This is a genomic window from Amycolatopsis ponsaeliensis, from assembly GCF_030182635.1.
GTDB lineage: Bacteria > Actinomycetota > Actinomycetes > Mycobacteriales > Pseudonocardiaceae > Amycolatopsis > Amycolatopsis ponsaeliensis.
The window spans coordinates 153,429-169,859 of sequence record NZ_JAPZLD010000009.1; the positions used below are offsets into that span (position 1 = coordinate 153,429).

Sequence of the window (16,431 nt, forward strand, 5' to 3'; positions counted from 1 at the left end):
GTAGTAGCAGAACCCAGCACGGGTTCAGCCGCGGGTCACCCGCAGCCCCGCGAGTACGCCGGTCGCGAGCGCGATCGCGTGTGCCGGCCCCGGGCACTCGCGCGGGCCCGCGCCGAACGGCGTCCCGGCCAGCGGCACCAGGACGTCCTCGCCGGCCACCCGGCGCCGCGTGTGCGACACCGGCGGGTCCGCGCGCAGCACTTCCGCCACCGCTTCCTCGGGCGGCTTTCCCGCCCGCACCAACGGAACCGCGTTGCCGATCAGCCCGGCGGTGGCTTCGCAGGCCTGGATCAGCAGGCCGATCCGCGCGGCGACGAGTTCGTCGGTGGTCCCACCGCACGCCGCGACCAGCCGTCCCAGCGCGGCTTCGGCTTCGGTGGTGTCTTCGGACGGCGTCACGTGCGGGTGGTAGGCGGCCGCGACCGCCGCGACGTCCGACGCCACCACCGGCAGGCCCAACTCCCCCGCCAGCACTCCGACGACGACCAGGCGAGGGTCGCCACCGGCCGCCTCGGAAGCCTTGCGCCGCAACACCTCCGGCTCGACCTCCGCGAGGAGGTCCACGGCCAGCGAGCGCCGCCGGGCGTGGTCGGCGCCATTGCTGAAGCGGGCGACGGAAGCCCGCAACCAGGCGACGCTTCCCAGGGGGACGTCAGTGGGCACCGGAGGAACCGGAGAGGCAAGCGAAGTCATGCCGTGAAGGTAGCCACGGGAAACGTCGGCGGCGGCCGAAGTGATCAGAGCAGCGACGCCGGGAACCACGTCGCCTGCGGCCCGCCGCAGCGGGTGGTCCGCGGGACGGCGTGCTGGAACCACCACGCCTCGGTGACGCGGCCGTCCGGCAGCCGGTACGTCGGCGGCCCGGCGACGCGGGCGAGGCCGGCGGCCAGCAGCGACCGCGCGCTCGCGACGTTGCCGACCTCGGCGCCGGCCCGCACGCCCGGCAGGCCCAGGTGCTCGTGCGCCAGCGTCAGCCCGGCCGCGAACAGCACCCGGCCGTTGCCGCGGCCGCGGTAGTCCGGCGCGAGGTAGCCGCCGGTCTCCGGGCCGCCGTCCTCGCCGGTGTGCACGCTCACCAGGCCGACGCACCGGTTGGCCTCGACGTCGATCATCACCAGGTCGATCGACTGCGGGTCGGGCGACACCCAGTCCGGTCCGGTGCCGGGCACGACGCGCAGCGCGTCCGCCCGCGCGGACTTGGCCACGATCGAGTCCGGCTGCCAGCCGAGCCAGCGCTGGGCGGCCGGGTCACTGCCGCAGGCGACCGCGGCGGCGTACTCCCACGCGGTCGGCGTCCGGAAGAGGAAACGCCCCGCACGCAGCACGTGGCCCTGCCGGTCGCAGGTCCGTTTGGTCATCAGACGGCCGCGGCGGGTGAGCCGGTCGAAGATCCCCTTGGTGGCTGGCAGCATCGCGGCGAAATCGTAGCGGAGCGATCGGCGCGGGAGGCGTTATTGTGGCCCGATGACGGCCGTACCCGAGGCAACCGAACTGGACGGCTCCGGCCGGGCGGCCCAGCCTCGCCAGCTGATCGTGACGGTGTACGGCCTCTATTCGCGCACCGAGGGCGGCTGGCTCTCGGTCGCTTCGCTGATCGACCTGCTGGCCGCCGTCGGCGTCGACGAGCCCGCGGTGCGCTCGTCGATCTCCCGGCTGAAGCGGCGCGGGATCCTCGAAGCGGTGCGCCGCGGCGCGACGGCCGGCTACGAGCTGTCCGACGACGCGCGCGAGATCCTGCGCGAGGGCGACGAGCGGATCTTCCGCCGCGGGCGCGCGACCGCGGCCGACGGCTGGCTGCTCGCGGTGTTCTCGGTCCCGGAGACCGAGCGGCACAAACGCCACCTCCTGCGCACCCAGCTCGCCCGGATGGGCTTCGGCACGGCCGCGTCCGGCGTCTGGATCGCCCCGGCCCACCTGCACGCGGCGACCGCGGAGGCACTGACCCGCCTCGGCCTGGCCGGGTACGCCGACCTGTTCCGCGCCGACCACCTGGCCTTCGGCGACGTCCGCGCGAAGGTCCGCGACTGGTGGGACCTCGACCGCCTCGACGAGCTGTACACGACGTTCCTCGACGAGCACGGCCCGGCGCTGCGCCGCTGGCAGCGCCGCAAGTCCGTGGCCGACGAAGAGGCCTTCGCCGACTACGTCCGCGTGCTGACCGGCTGGCGGCGGATGCCGTACCTCGACCCGGGCCTGCCCGCGGAGTTCCTGCCGCACGACTGGTCGGGGATTCGCGCGGCGGAGCTGTTCTTCGAGCTGCACGCGCAGCTGGAGGACCCGGCCCGGGCGTACGTCACGAAGTCGATCAACTTCGGCTGACGACCGCGAAGCCCTGCACCTCGACCAGAGCCTCTTCGTCCCAGAGCCGGTCGACGCCGATGCCGGCCATCGCCGGGTACTCCGTGCCCGCGAGGCGGCGCCAGACCGCGCCGATCTCTCGCGCGTGCGTCCGGTAGTCCGCCATGTCGACGATGTAGATCGTCACGCTGCAGAGGTCCTCCGGGGAACCGCCCGCCGCGCGCAGGGACGTCAGCAGGTTGCCCAGCGCGCGCTCGAACTGCTCGACCACGCCGTCGCCGACGATCTTGTTCGACGCGTCCAGCGCCGTCTGCCCGGCGAGGAAGACCACGCGCCCTTCGGCCACCACCGCGTGCGAGAACCCGGACGGCTTGCCCAGCTCCGGCGGGTTGATGCGTTCCATGCGGGACACCGTACGCCATCTATCGCGTTATTGACGGTCGTACCGCTGACGACATACTCTGGACGGCGTGCGTATCGCGGTCATCGGTGGCGGCCCGGCGGGTCTGTACTTCGCCGCGCTGGCGAAACAGCTCGGCCCCGGACACGAAATCACCGTCTGGGAGCGCAACGCGCCGGACGACACCTTCGGCTTCGGCGTCGTGTTCTCCGACGAGACGCTCGGCGGCATCGAGCACGCCGACGCGGCCGTGCACGAAGCGATGCGCGCCGAGTTCGCCCGCTGGGACGACATCGACGTCCACTACCGCGGCACGGTCACCACCTCGGGCGGCCACGGCTTCGCCGCGATGAGCCGCAAACGCTTGCTCGGCATCCTCCAGAGCCGCTGCGCCGAACTGGGCGTCGGCCTCCACTTCCGCGAAGAGGCCCCGGCGGACCTTTCGGGCTACGACCTGGTCATCGCCGCCGACGGCGTCAACTCCGCGGTCCGCGCGAAACACGCCGAGACGTTCCGGCCGAGCGTCGAGACGCGCCGGTGCCGCTACATCTGGCTCGGCACGGACCTGGTGTTCGACGCCTTCAAGTTCTACGTCCTCGAGACGCCGGCCGGGATCATGCAGATCCACGGCTACCCCTACGGCCGCGACGGCAGCACGTTCATCCTCGAAGTGCAGGAAGACGTCTGGCAGCGGACGTTCGGGCCGATCGCGGCGACCGCGCTCAAGCCGGGCGAGAGCGACGAGAAGTCCATCGCGCTGATCCGCGAGCTGTGTTCCGACGTCCTGGGCGACCACAAGATCATGGCGAACAACTCCAAGTGGGTCTCGTTCGGCACCGTCCGCTGCGAGACGTGGGTGCACGGCAACGTCGTCCTCCTCGGCGACGCCGCGCACACCGCGCACTTCTCGATCGGCTCCGGAACGAAGCTGGCGATGGAGGACGCGCTCGCGCTGGCCGCCTGCCTGCACGAAAACGAAGGCGTCGCCGAGGCGCTCAAGGCGTACGAACTGGAACGGCGGCCGGTCGTCCAGTCGACGCAGCGCGCCGCGCAGGCGAGCCTGGAGTGGTTCGAGAACATCGCGCAGTACGCCCACCAGGAGCCGCCGCAGTTCGCGTTCAACATCCTCACGCGCAGCCGCCGCGTCACCTACGACAACCTCCGCCTGCGCGACCCGGAGTTCGCGACCGAGCTGGACCACTGGTTCGCCCAGTCGCTCGACACGACGTCGCGGCCGCCGATGTTCCAGCCGTTCAAGCTCGGCGAGCTGGAGCTGGCCAACCGGATCGTCGTCTCGCCGATGGACATGTACTCCGCGGTGGACGGCGTGCCCGGCGACTTCCACCTGGTGCACCTGGGCAGCAAGGCCCTCGGCGGCGCCGGGCTGGTGATGACCGAGATGGTCTGCGTCTCCCCCGAAGGCCGGATCACGCCCGGCTGCGGCGGTCTCTACACGACTGAACAGGAAGCGGGCTGGAAGCGGGTCGTCGACTTCGTGCACACGCAGTCCCCCGCGCGCATCGGTGTCCAATTGGGACACTCCGGCCGCAAGGGCTCGACGAAGCTCATGTGGGACGGCATCGACGACCCCCTGCCCGAGGACAACTGGGAAGTCTGCGCTCCGTCCGCGCTGGCGTACTCCGACCGCAACCAGATCCCACGCGAGCTGTCCACTTCGGACATGGCCGCGATTCGTGACGAGTTCGTCGCGTGCGCACACGCGGCGGCACGCGCCGGTTTCGACGTCCTCGAACTGCACTGCGCGCACGGCTATCTGCTGTCCTCGTTCCTCTCGCCCCTGACCAACCAGCGAAGTGACGAATACGGCGGCTCACTCGAGAACCGGCTGCGGTTCCCCCTTGAAGTCTTCGACGCGGTGCGCGCGGCCTGGCCCGCCGAGCGGCCGATGACCGTCCGGATCTCGGCGACCGACTGGGCGGACGGCGGCATCGACGCCGACGACGCCGTCGAGATCGCCCGCGCCTTCGCCGTGCACGGCGCGGCGGGCATCGACGTCTCGACCGGCCAGGTCGTCTGCGACGAGAAGCCGCAGTACGGCCGCAGCTACCAGACCCCGTACGCGGACCGGATCCGCAACGAGATCGGCGAGGAGTACGGCATCGCGGTGATCGCCGTAGGCGCGATTTCCTCCTACGACGACGTCAACTCGCTGATCCTGGCCGGCCGCGCGGACCTCTGCGCCCTGGGCCGCACGCACCTCTACGATCCACAGTGGACGCTGCACGCGGCGGCCGAGCAAGGCTACGCGATGCCGTGGCCGAAGCCGTTCGCCGCGGGCAGCCGGAAGCCGCAGTCCGGCCGCACCGACGGCCCCGAACCGCGGCTCGACCTCGTCCGGTCAGGGCCGGCCGGCACCGCCCATGCCCGCTGGCGACCGGGAGCCTCCTCGTGACCTTCGCCCTCGACCCCGCTCAGCAGGCCTTCGCCGTCGAAGTCCGGCGGCTGGCCGAAGACCGGCTGCGCCCGCTCGCCGAGTCCGGTGTGGAGGGTGCGGTGAACCGGCCGCTGCTCAAGGAGATGGGCGCGCTCGGCCTGCTCTCCCGGCTCTTCCCCGGTGTCGCCGAAGGAAAGCCGTCGCGCCAGGCGGCCGCGACGGACCTGTGCATCCTGCGCGAGAACCTCGCCACGGTGAACACCGAGGCCGAGACGGCACTGGCGTTGCAGGGCCTGGGAAGTTACCCGATCCTCCAGTCCGGACAGGACGAACAGGTCGCGAAGTGGCTGCCGGCCGTGGCGGCCGGGGACGCGGTGGCGGCGTTCGCGCTGACCGAGCCGGACGCCGGTTCGGACGCGGCGGCACTGTCCCTGGCGGCGGAGCCCGACGGCGACGGCTGGCGTCTCACCGGCGAGAAGATGTGGATCTCGAACGCACCGGAGGCCGACTTCTACACGGTGTTCGCGCGCACCACGCAAGGCGCGGGCTCGCGCGGCGTCAGCGCGTTCGTCGTCCCCGCCGACCGGCCGGGCCTGGGCGGCGAGCACCTGGACCTGGTGAGCCCGCACCCGATCGGCACGGTCACGTTCGACGGCGTCGAGGTCCGCCGCGAGGAGCTGCTCGGCGAGGAGAACCGCGGCTTCGCGGTGGCGATGCGGACGCTCGACCTGTTCCGCCCGAGCGTCGGGGCGTTCGCCGTCGGAATGGCTCAGGCCGCGCTCGACGCCACTGTGGACTACACCGGGCAGCGGGAAGCCTTTGGTGGCCCGCTGATCAAGCAGCAGGCAGTGGCCCACGCGCTCGCCGAGATGGCCACCCGCACGGAAGCCGCCCGGCTGCTGGTCTACGCGGCCGCGGGTGCGTACGACGCGGGTGAGCAGAACCTCGGCGGCCGCGCGGCGATGGCGAAGCTGTTCGCCACGGAAGCCGCGCAGTTCGTCGTCGACTCCGCGGTCCAGCTGCACGGTGCCCGCGCCTTGCGCCGCGGGCACCTGCTCGAACACCTCTACCGCGAAGTCCGCGCCCCGCGCATCTACGAAGGCGCGTCGGAGATCCAGCGGACGATCATCGCGCGATGGCTGGCTTCGGCTTCCGGTCCAGCCACCACTGGCTGAGCAGCAGCAGGGTGAGCACGCTCATCGTGCCCGTCAGCGTCGAGGCGGCCTGGAAGAGCGCGGCCTGGTCGGGGTAGTACGGGCCGAGGGCGATGAACGCGATCGGCGCGTAAACCCGGCTGAGCAACGTGTTCATGGTCATCGCGAAACTGCGGATCATCCACCGCCGGTGATCGGCGTACCGGCGCTGCCGGGTCGCGCGGAAGCCGGCGATGGTGAACCCGAGCCACAGCAGCGCCGCGACGACGTTCAGCACCCCGGCCGCCGGCCCGAACGGGCTGAACAGGGCGATCGTCAGCGCCATGAGCGCGGACGGGATCGCGCCGCCGAAGACGTAGACGCGGCCGATGCGGCGGTGGGCGACCGGGTGCGTGCGCCGCAGCCACGGCCAGATCTGCAGGATGACGCCGACGATGGCGATCGTGCCGAAGAGGATGTGCCCGACGAGGAACCAGTAGTGCGCGGCGAACCCCGGCGGCGCGGGGACGCGGGACTGCGCGGGGTCCAGCGTGAGGTAGGGCGGCACCGAGTAGGCGAGGAAGACGGCGACCAGCAGGGCCAACGGCGCCATCCACGGCCGCCGCCACCACGTCTTGCCCGGTCTCGCGGCCGGCAGGGTGGTCGTCATCGCACACCCACCGGCTTCTTCGCGGGACGGCGTTCCAGGATCAGCTGGCTGACGACCAGCGCGAAGAACAGCCCACCCCACGAAGAAAGGGCGCCGACGCTCTGGCCGTAGGCGAGCTCGCTGCCGCCGAAGGTGGTCGGGATCTGCGGTTCCAGCACGATCATCGCGATCGGCGAGATCACCCGGTTGACGATGATCGAGAAGGTCAGCGTCACACTGCGGATCATCCACTTGCGGTGGTCGCCGAAGCGGCGCTCGCGCACGGCCCGCCAGCCGGCGATGGTGCACCCGATCCACAGGACCGCGGCGAGGACGTCGCTGACGCGCGTCACCGGGCCGAACGGGCTCTGCGACCCGATGGTCAGGGCCATCAGCCCGGAGGGCAGCACGCCGGCGAAGACGTACGCGCGGCCGGCGTAGCGGTGGACCACGGGGTACGTCCGGCGCAGCCACGGCCAGATCTGCAGGACGGCGCCGATCATCGCGACCGAGCCGAAGATGACGTGCCCGACGAGGAACCAGTAGTGCGCCGGGAACCCCTCGGGCGCCGGCACCCGCGACTGGGCCGGGTCGAGCGCCAGATAGGGCGGGAGCGAGAAGGAGAGGAAGGCGAGCACGACGAGGGCCAGCGGGCCGATCCACGGCCGTCGCCACCAGGCCTTTTCGGCCTTCGTCGTGATGCGCGGGATGGGCCTGGCCTCGGTCCGGACCGCCATGGTTCCCCCTGTCAGTCGTTCGGGATCTTGCCCGTCCGACGTTAGGGGTGGTCAGGGGTTGCCGACCATGGTGCGCACCACCGGCGTGGGGGTGGGGTGTACCCCACCCCCAGCCGGGTGACGGACTTCAGCTGCCGCGAACCCGCCTGAGGGTGTCGCGGTAGAAGTAGCCGCTCTGCTTGATCGTGCGTGCTTGCGTCTCGTAGTCCACCCGGATCAGGCCGAACCGCTTCGCGTACCCGTACGCCCACTCGAAGTTGTCCAAAAGGGACCATGCGAAGTACCCGCGCACATCAGCACCCGCGTTGCGCGCCGCCGCCACGGCGGCGATGTGCGAAGCCAGGTAAGCCGTCCGCTGCTCGTCGCGGACGAAACCCGACGAGTCCGGGTCGTCGTCGAACGCCGAACCGTTCTCCGTGATGTACATCGGCAGGCCCGGGTAGTCACGCCCGAGCCGGGTCAGCAGCTCCGTGAACTTGTCCGGCAGGATCTCCCAGCCCATCGCCGTCGTCGGCTCGCCGAACGGGATCGTCCGGGACGTCGGGACGCCGTCGTCGTCGACCGCGCGGCCGGTCTCGTCCACGCCCGAGAACTGCTGGCCGAAGTAGTAGTTCACGCCGAGGAAGTCCAGCGGGGTCGAGATCACCGACAGGTCGCCGTCCTGGATCGGGAGCTTGACGCCCCGCGCGGCCAGGTCCTCGACCACGTCGGCCGGGTATTCGCCGCGCACCAGCGGGTCCAGGTAGATCCGGACGCCGAGGCCGTCGGCCTGCCGCGCCGCGCGGACGTCCTCTTCCGAGTCCGTCGCCGGGTCGGCCGTGCACATGTTGAGCGTGATGCCGAACTCCGTGTCCGGCGGGGCCGCCTCGCGCATCCGCTGCGTCGCGAGACCGTGGCCCAGCAGCAGGTGGTGCACCGCGTGCAGCCCGGCCGTGTAGTCCCGCCGCCCCGGAGCCATCACGCCGTGGACGTACCCGTGCATCGCCGAGCACCACGGCTCGTTCAACGTCGTCCAGTGCCGGACGCGGTCCTTGAGCCGGTCGAACACCAGCATCGCGTAGTCCGCGAACCGGTACGCCGTGTCGCGCGCCGGCCAGCCGCCCGCGTCCTCCAGCTCCTGCGGCAGGTCCCAGTGGTACAGCGTCAGCCACGGCGCGATGCCCTTGCCGAGCGTCTCGTCGACCAATCGGTCGTAGAACCCGATGCCCGCCTCGTTGACGCCGCCACGCCCGCGCGGCTGGACCCGGGGCCACGCCACGGAAAACCGGTAGGTGTCCGCGCCGAGCTCGTTCACCAGCTCGATGTCCGCCGGCATCCGGTGGTAGTGGTCGCACGCCACTTCACCGGTGTCGTTGTTGTCGATCGCCCACGGGACCTGGCAGAAAGTGTCCCAAATGGACGGAGTGCGCCCGTCTTCCGCGATCGCGCCTTCGATCTGGTACGCGGCGGTCGCCACGCCCCAGCGGAAGTCCGGCGGCAGCGTGTCGATCAGCGCCTGCTGTTCGGCGGTCGCGGCTGTGGTCTCGGTCAAGGCGGGTCTCCTCCAGGTGGACCGGATAGGACAGACGGCGTTCAGGGAGCTGCGACAGGGTGCAGGAAGCACGCCACCTCGCGCGACGGATCTCCGCCGGGCAGGCCCAGCTCGGGCACCTTCGAGTCGCACGGCTCGAAGGCCTTGGGACACCGCGGGTGGAACGCGCAGCCGGCCGGCATGCCACGCGTGTCCGGCGGCGACCCCGGGATCCCGGCCAGCTCGCGGCGCGGACCGCGCAGGGCCGGGAACGAGTTCAGCAAGCCGTGGCTGTACGGGTGCAGTGCGTCCCGGTAGAGCTCGGCCGCCGGCGCCTGCTCGACGATCCGGCCGCCGTACATGATCGCGATCCGGTCCGAGAACTCCACCAGCAGCGAAAGGTCGTGCGTGATGAACAGGACCGAGAAGCCCAGCCGCTCGCGCAGTTCCACGAGCTGGCCCAGGATCTGGCGCTGCATCACAACGTCCAGCGCGGTGGTCGGCTCGTCCATGATGACGACCCGCGGCTCGAGCGCGAGCGCCATCGCGATCATCACGCGCTGGCGCATGCCGCCGGAAAGCTGGTGCGGGAACGCCTCCAGCCGGTCGGCCGAAATCCCGACCAGCTTGAGCAGGTCTTTCGCCCGCGCGTAGCGGCCGGCTTTCGTCGACCGCGGCTCGTGCGCCTTGATGACGTCGACGAGCTGCGTCACGACCTTGTGCACCGGGTTCAGCGAGTTCATCGCACCCTGGAACACGATGGACGTCTCCGCCCACCGGAAGTCCCGCAGCTGCTTGTCCGTCAGCTTCAGGACGTCGTAGGGCTCGCCGTCGGCCGGGTGGTAGAGCACCTGGCCGCCACGGATCACGCCCGGCGGCGCGAGCAGCCGCGTCAGCCCGTAGGCCAAAGTGGACTTGCCGCTGCCGCTTTCCCCGGCCAGGCCGAGGACTTCGCCGCGGTGCAGCGTCAGGTGCACGTCCCGGACCGCGCGCACGGCCTCGTCGCCGACGCCGTAGTCGACGTCCAGGCCCTTGATCTCCAGGACCGGGTCCATCATGACTGTTCCTCCCGCCCGAGCACGGGCGTGAAGCCCACGCGCATGCGATGCGTCCGTCCGTCGGCGCCCTTGACGCGAGACTTGCCGCTGCCGCGCAGGCGCGGGCTGACGAACTCGTCGATGCCGAAGTTGAGCAGGGACAGCGCGGTGCCGAGGATCGCGATCGCCAGCCCGGCCGGCACGAACCACCACCACGCGCCCTGCGCGAGGGCCTGCTGGCTCTGCGCCCAGAACAGGATCGTGCCCCAGTTCCAGTTGGACAGTCCCGAGACGCCGACGAACGCGAGCGTGATCTCCGACATGACAGCGAAGATCACCGTGCCGACGAAGCTGGACGCGATCACCGCGGTCAGGTTCGGCAGGATCTCGAAGAAGATGATCCGCCACGTCGACTCGCCGGTCGCCCGGGCCGCTTCGACGTATTCCCGGCCGCGCAACGACAGCGTCTGCGCGCGCAGGACTCGCGCGCCCCACGCCCACGACGTGAACCCGATGATGACCGCCACCAGGTAGTCGCCGCCGGTGGGCACCGCGCTGCCGATGATGATGATCAGCGGCAGCGCCGGGATCACCAGGAACACATTGGACAGTGCGGACAGGCCTTCACCCGGTGTCCCGCCGAGGTAGCCGGACGTCACGCCGACGATCACGGCGAGGATCGTCGCCACGATCCCGGCGGTCAGCCCGACGAGCATGACGCTGCGCGTGCCGACCACCACCTGGCTGAAGATGTCCTGGCCGAGGTGGGTGGTGCCGAACCAGTGCCGGCCCGACGGCCCCTCCAGCAGGTCGTTGCTGCGCGCCGACGGGTCGTACGGCGCGATCCACTCGCCGATGACCGCGATCACGACGAAGAACACGAGCACGCTCAGCCCGGTGATCGTCTTGCCGCCGGCGAGGAACCGGAACCGGCGCCGCTTCGACCGGCCGGCGATCGCGTCGACGGGGAGAGCTTGGGCGGCTTTGACGTCCGCCGCGGGTACGGCCATGTCAGCTCTCCTTCCGGGTGCGGGGGTCGAGCGCGAGGTAGGCGACGTCGGCGAACAGATTCGCCACCAGCACCGACAGCGTGATGATCAGGAAGATGCCCTGCATCAGCGGGTAGTCCTGCGAGCCGACCGCCTGGAACAGCTGGTAACCGACGCCGGGGTAGGAGAAGACGATCTCCACCAGCAGCGTGCCACCGACGATGAACCCGAGCGCCAGCGCGAAGCCGGACACGCTCGGCAGCAGCGCGTTGCGGGCGGCGTACCCGACCATCACCCGGCGCTCGGGCAGGCCCTTGGCGTGCGCGACGGTGACGTAGTCCTCCGACGCGACGGTGACCATCATGTTGCGCATGCCCAGGATCCAGCTGCCCATCGAGCTGATCAGGATGGTGATCGCGGGCAGCAGGCTGTGCTGGATCGCGCTGCCGATGAACCCGCCGTCCCAGCCGGGCACCACGCCCGGGTCGTAGCCGCCGGACGACGGGAAGAAGCTGCCCGGACCGGCCAGCAGCGCAAGCGCGATCAGGCCGAGCCAGAAGTACGGGATCGACGAGAGGAACGTCGTCACCGGCAGCAGGCCGTCGACCCACGAGCCGCGCTTCCAGCCGGCCACCACGCCGAGCCCGGTGCCGAGCGCGAAGCCGACGATCGTGGTGATGCCGACCAGGATGATCGTCCACGGCAGGCTGTCGCCGATCAGCTCCGACACCGGCGACGGGAAGAACGTGAACGAGATCCCGAGGTCACCGCGGAAGAGCTGGCCCCAGTAGTCGAAGTACTGGGAGATCAGGCTTTCGTTCTTGTCCAGTCCGAAGAGGGTGTACAGCGACTGCATCGCTTCCGCGCTGATCATGCCCTGGTTCTTCGCGATCAGCGACTGCACCGGGTCACCCGGGATCATCCGCGGGATGAAGAAGTTGATGGTGACGGCGGCCCACGCGGTGAAGACGTAGAAGGCCAGCCGTTGCAGCAGGAACCTCATCGGGCGGCTCCGTCGTACAGCCAGCACGCGGCCCAGTGGCCGGGCGCGTCGTCGACCTCGAACCGCGGCGGCAGGTCGGTCTTGCACCGCTCCATCGCGACCGGGCAGCGCGGGTGGAACCGGCAGCCGGACGGCGGGTCGATCAGGCTCGGCGGCTCGCCGGCCCCGCGCTCGGCGGGTACCTCGCCCGGGTCGAGCTCGTCGCTCCCGCCGGTCAGCCGGTCGGGGTCGGGCGCGGAGTCGATGAGCAGGCGCGTGTACGGGTGCGCCGGGTTCTGCGTGATGGTCTCGCTGTCGCCGCCCTCGACCATCCGGCCCGCGTACATCACCATCGTCTCGTCGGCGAAGTAGCGCGCCGACGCGATGTCGTGCGTGATGTACAGGATCGCGAGGTGCAGGCGTTCCTTGAGGTCGCGCAGCAGGTTCAGCACGCCGAGCCGGATGGAGACGTCCAACATGGACACCGGCTCGTCGGCCAGCAGCGCCTCCGGGTCGGCGCCGAGCGCCCGCGCGATCGCGACGCGCTGGCGCTGCCCGCCGGACAGCTCGTGCGGGAACTTGTCGATGTACCGTTCCGGCGGCGTCATCTGGACGCGGGAAAGCAGGTCGTGCAACGACTTCTCGAGGTCGTCACCCGCCCGGCCGTGGATCTTCAGCGCCCGCGTCAGGTGGTAGCGCACGGTGTGCACCGGGTTCAGCGACGCGAACGGGTCCTGGAAGATCATCTGGACCCGCCGGGCGTAGGCCCGGAACGTCCGGCCGCGGTGGATGTTCACGGTCTCGCCGTGCAGCCGGATTTCGCCGCCGGTGCGCGGGTAGAGGCCCGCGAGCAGGCGGGCGACCGTCGACTTGCCCGAGCCGGACTCGCCGACCAGCGCGGTGACCCGGCCCCGCCGCAGCGTGAGGGTCACGTCGTCGACGGCCTGGACGGCGCGCCGCGGACCGGTGAGGGCCGCGCGCCCGCGTCGCCGCACGGGGAAGTGCTTCGTGAGCCCGGCCGCCTCCAGAACGACGGGGAGATCCCCCTCCGACCCGACGGCGATGGGGTCGGAGGGGGCGGGGGCGGCCGCGTCGCCGCGGCCGTCCCCGTGTTCCGTCATGACCGAATCCGCCATCAGACCGCGGGCTTCAGGTGCAGGACGATGTCGAGCGCGTTGCGCAGGGTGGGCTGCGCCGGGCCGTAGGGGTTGGCCTCGTCCGGCCAGCCGACCCAGTTCTTCGTGCTGTACTCGCCGCCGGAGTTGGCCGCCGAGGTCGGGACCATCGGCTGCTGGTCGATCATGATCTTCTGCAGCGTCGCCATGGCGGCGGTGCGGGAAGCGTCGTCCTCGGCGTTGGCGTAGGTCGCGAGCGCGTTGGTCGCTTCGTCGTTCTTGAAGCGGCCGTAGTTGCCGTTGATGCCACCCTGGCCGGTCGGCTTGTAGCGGGTGCCGTCCATGACGTCGCGGTACATGTCGTACGGCGTCGCACCGTCGTTGGTCCAGTGCATCAGGCCTTCGAAGTCACCGGTGTCGACCGACTTGATCCACGCGTCCTGGTTCATCTTCTCGACCGTCGCGGTGATGCCGATCTGCGACAGGTTGTCCTTGATGATCTCGAGGTCGGTGATGTAGTCCGACCAGCCCGACGGCACGGTGAGCTTGAGGGTGACCGGCTTGCCGCTCGGGTCCGTCAGCTTGTCGCCGTTGAACTTGTAGCCGGCGCCGGTGAGCTGCGCCTTGGCGCCCGGGACGTCGACCTTGACCGTCTGGCCCTTGTACTGCGGCGCGATGAACGAGTCGCCCGCCGGCGTCGGGATGCCGGTGACCTGGTCGTTCTTCGGGTAGAAGTAGCCCGCCTCGCCCTGGTTGAAGATGTCGTCGCGGTTGATCACCTTGCTGACCGCCTGACGCAGCTTGGCGTCGTTCCAGGGGGCCTTCTCGGTGTTGAACCACAGGCCGTGGACGGCCAGCTGCGCGGGGAACCACAGCTTGTAGTGCTGCGGGTCCTTGTTCGTGTAGACGGCCTTGTAGTTCGGGATGAAGACGAAGCTCCACTCCGATGCGCCGCTGACCAGCGCCGCGACCTGCGCGTTGTTGTCGGTGTAGGAGGTGTAGCGGATCTCCTTGACCTTCGGCGTTTCCTGCCAGTAGCCGCTGTCGCGCCGGGTGACGATCATCGTCTGCGGCGTGGCCGACTTGAGCGTGTACGGCCCGGTGCCGATCGGGTTCTTCACGGTGTCGAGCGCCGGGTCCTTGATGCCCTGCCAGACGTGCTTCGGCACGACGAGGGTCTGCAGGATCTTGAGCTGGTTGACGAACTGGGAGGTCTCGAAGCCCAGCGTCACCTGGCTGCCGGCCGCGGTGATGTCCTTGTACGGGACGGCGTCGACGTTCAGCGCCTTGTTGTCGCGCAGCAGCTGGAACGTGTAGGCGACGTCCTCGGCGGTCATCGGCTGGTTGTCGGAGAACTTGACCCCGTCACGGACGGTCAGGACCAGCTTCTTGTAGTTGTCCGACCAGTCCCACTTCGTCGCCAGCCAGGGCTTGCCGGGCTCCTGCGGCTTGACGCGGTTGTGCATGACCAGGGGCTCGTAGATCATCCACCGGTAGCCCATGTTGGACAGGGCGGACGTCTCGAGGAACGGGTTGTTGTTCTCCGACTGCGGGCCGTCCGGCTTGCCGACGTTGAGCACGGCGTCCGGGTTGCTCTGACCTGCGTCGGAGCTGCTGCTCCCGCACGCGGTCAGGCCACCCAGGGCCATCACTGCCACTAGCGCTGCGACGATGGAGCGCTTGACTCGCATCGGTTCCTCCTGGTCATCGACGACGTGCCTGGTGTCGACTGGTAGCGAGCCCCGACCGCCGGCGACCGAACGACGCCCAGAAGTCAACCCGGGTGACTCGGGTCACGTCAATAACACGGCGGTAACGTTTTGTGCCTAAGTTTAAGTAATAAAAGAACTGGCGGTCTGGACCTGTCGGGGGCACTACTCCTTGCGACGCAAGGGTTTCAGCCGGTCCGGCCACCGTTTGCGAGCAACTGCGCGATGGGCAGGGTGGCCGCGCCGAGCGCGACCGCCTCCGGCCCGAGCCGGCCGAGGACGACCTCGGTGCGCCCGGCCAGGTAGTCGAGCGCGTGCCGGCTCACCGCGTCGCGCACGGCGGGCAGGATCGCCGGTCCCATGATCGCCCCCGCGGAGCCGGAAAGCACCACCCGATCCGGGCTGAGCAGGTTGATCAGGTTCGCGATGCCGATCCCGAGGTACTCGGCGGCCTCGGCGAGCACGTCGGCAGCCGGGCCTTCGACCGCCGCCTCGGCGACGATGCGAGCCAGCTCGGCGTCGCTTTCATCCCCGATGACCGGTTCCTTGCCGACGCGCTCGGCGTAGCGGCGGACGACCGCTTCGATGCCGACGTAGGCCTCCAGGCAGCCGTGCGAGCCGCAGCGGCAGGCCGCCCCGGCCGCCTTGACGACGGTGTGGCCCCACTCGCTGGTCGTGATGTCCGGGTGCGAGCGCCCGGCCGTCGCGACGGCGGCCCCGACCCCGACGCCGAGCAGGGCGACGATGGCGCGGTCGGCACCCCGGCCGGCCCCGCGCCAGGTTTCGACCTGGCCGAGCGTGCGGGCTCGGTTGTCGAGGTGGAGGGGCGCCTCGATGTGCGGGCGGATTAGGTCGGCGAAGGCCACACCGCGCCAGCCGAGGGTGGGCGCGTGGACGATCCCGCCGTCGCGGACCGCGCCGGGCACGCCGATGCCGACGCCGAACACCGAGTGCGGTTCGCCGCCTTCGAGCACTTCCGCGATGCCGGTTCGCACCAAACCGGCGACTTCGTCCGGATCCAGTCGGGTGCCGACGAGCGGGTGACGCACGGTGCCGAGCGTCCCGAGCGCGCAGTCGAACAGGCCGACTTCGACGTGCGTTTCGCTGACGTCGACCCCCACGACGTGCCCGAAGTCCGGCCGGACGGCCAGCAGCGTCCGGGGCCGTCCGCCGTCGGATTCGACCGAGCCGGCCTCCGCGACGACGCCGTCGGCGATGAGCTCCGAGACGACGTTCGTAACGGTGGCGGCCGATAGTCCCGATTCAGCTACTAGTTCCAGCCTGCTGACGGGGCCGCGGAGGTAGAGGGAGGAAAGAAGCGCCGCGCGGTTGTGCCGTCGGAGGTCTCTCGTTGTCTGGCGTACCACCTGGGTCACCGGGGGGATTGTGCCAGACACCGGCCGTGCGACCATCAGTTCGGGACTTAGTTCACCACTTAATACATAGCCACAACTTACGGTGATCAGGCATTCTGTCA

15 protein-coding genes are annotated in these 16,431 nt (G+C 70.3%); 3 read left to right on the forward strand and 12 right to left on the reverse strand.

Translation table 11 applies throughout. The annotated features are described in order from the left end of the window. Window positions 1–24: 24 nt before the first annotated feature. On the reverse strand, window positions 25–663 hold the full coding sequence (locus QQ657_RS15815) for a hypothetical protein (protein ID WP_350310678.1): 639 nt from the start codon (window positions 661–663) through the stop codon (window positions 25–27). A gap of 74 nt (window positions 664–737) precedes the next feature. Beyond that, window positions 738–1,412, reverse strand: a complete 675-nt coding sequence (locus tag QQ657_RS15820) for a GNAT family N-acetyltransferase (RefSeq protein ID WP_284742895.1) — start codon at window positions 1,410–1,412, stop codon at window positions 738–740. A gap of 52 nt (window positions 1,413–1,464) precedes the next feature. Here QQ657_RS15820 and QQ657_RS15825 point away from each other — a divergent pair, with 52 nt between their 5' ends. Further along, the gene (locus QQ657_RS15825; RefSeq protein ID WP_284742896.1) at window positions 1,465–2,319 is read left to right on the forward strand and encodes a PaaX family transcriptional regulator; all 855 of its coding nucleotides are present in this window, start codon (window positions 1,465–1,467) and stop codon (window positions 2,317–2,319) included. On the opposite strand, the gene QQ657_RS15830 is transcribed toward QQ657_RS15825, so the two are convergent. Beyond that, entirely contained in the window at window positions 2,306–2,701 is a 396-nt protein-coding gene (locus QQ657_RS15830; protein ID WP_284742897.1) for a RidA family protein, read from the reverse strand. The two genes, QQ657_RS15825 and QQ657_RS15830, sit on opposite strands and share 14 nt — an antisense overlap. A 67-nt stretch (window positions 2,702–2,768) precedes the next feature. On the opposite strand from QQ657_RS15830, the gene QQ657_RS15835 reads away from it, so the two are divergent. Both QQ657_RS15835 and QQ657_RS15840 read left to right on the forward strand, forming a co-directional pair. Beyond that, window positions 2,769–5,111: a bifunctional salicylyl-CoA 5-hydroxylase/oxidoreductase gene (locus tag QQ657_RS15835; protein WP_284742898.1), complete on the forward strand. Its 2,343-nt coding sequence runs from the start codon at window positions 2,769–2,771 to the stop codon at window positions 5,109–5,111. Next, window positions 5,108–6,268 carry an acyl-CoA dehydrogenase family protein gene (locus tag QQ657_RS15840; RefSeq protein ID WP_284742899.1) on the forward strand — a complete coding sequence of 387 codons (1,161 nt, stop codon included), beginning with the start codon at window positions 5,108–5,110 and terminating at the stop codon, window positions 6,266–6,268. The genes QQ657_RS15835 and QQ657_RS15840 overlap by 4 nt, the downstream gene beginning before the upstream one ends. On the opposite strand, the gene QQ657_RS15845 is transcribed toward QQ657_RS15840, so the two are convergent. The 9 genes from QQ657_RS15845 to QQ657_RS15885 form a co-directional block, all read right to left on the reverse strand. Then, the gene (locus tag QQ657_RS15845; protein WP_284743017.1) at window positions 6,219–6,839 is read right to left on the reverse strand and encodes a DUF2306 domain-containing protein; all 621 of its coding nucleotides are present in this window, start codon (window positions 6,837–6,839) and stop codon (window positions 6,219–6,221) included. The two genes, QQ657_RS15840 and QQ657_RS15845, sit on opposite strands and share 50 nt — an antisense overlap. Before the next feature lie 53 nt (window positions 6,840–6,892). Beyond that, window positions 6,893–7,612, reverse strand: a complete 720-nt coding sequence (locus tag QQ657_RS15850) for a DUF2306 domain-containing protein (protein ID WP_350310679.1) — start codon at window positions 7,610–7,612, stop codon at window positions 6,893–6,895. Window positions 7,613–7,739: 127 nt separating this feature from the next. Next, entirely contained in the window at window positions 7,740–9,143 is a 1,404-nt protein-coding gene (locus QQ657_RS15855; protein WP_284742900.1) for a GH1 family beta-glucosidase, read from the reverse strand. 41 nt (window positions 9,144–9,184) lie between these two features. Next, complete coding sequence (locus tag QQ657_RS15860; protein WP_284742901.1) at window positions 9,185–10,180, reverse strand: ABC transporter ATP-binding protein; 996 nt, start codon at window positions 10,178–10,180, stop codon at window positions 9,185–9,187. After that, a complete protein-coding gene (locus tag QQ657_RS15865) occupies window positions 10,177–11,169 on the reverse strand; it encodes an ABC transporter permease (RefSeq protein WP_284742902.1) in 993 nt (330 codons plus the stop codon). Before QQ657_RS15865 ends, QQ657_RS15860 begins: the two co-directional genes overlap by 4 nt. A 1-nt stretch (window position 11,170) precedes the next feature. After that, the gene (locus QQ657_RS15870) at window positions 11,171–12,151 is read right to left on the reverse strand and encodes an ABC transporter permease (protein WP_284742903.1); all 981 of its coding nucleotides are present in this window, start codon (window positions 12,149–12,151) and stop codon (window positions 11,171–11,173) included. Beyond that, window positions 12,148–13,251 carry an ABC transporter ATP-binding protein gene (locus QQ657_RS15875; RefSeq protein WP_284742904.1) on the reverse strand — a complete coding sequence of 368 codons (1,104 nt, stop codon included), beginning with the start codon at window positions 13,249–13,251 and terminating at the stop codon, window positions 12,148–12,150. The genes QQ657_RS15870 and QQ657_RS15875 overlap by 4 nt, the downstream gene beginning before the upstream one ends. 14 nt (window positions 13,252–13,265) lie before the next feature. Then, a complete protein-coding gene (locus QQ657_RS15880; RefSeq protein WP_284742905.1) occupies window positions 13,266–14,936 on the reverse strand; it encodes an ABC transporter substrate-binding protein in 1,671 nt (556 codons plus the stop codon). Between the two features lie 206 nt (window positions 14,937–15,142). Further along, window positions 15,143–16,330 (reverse strand): ROK family transcriptional regulator, encoded by a 1,188-nt coding sequence (locus tag QQ657_RS15885; protein ID WP_284742906.1) that lies wholly within the window; start codon window positions 16,328–16,330, stop codon window positions 15,143–15,145. Window positions 16,331–16,431: the final 101 nt, after the last annotated feature.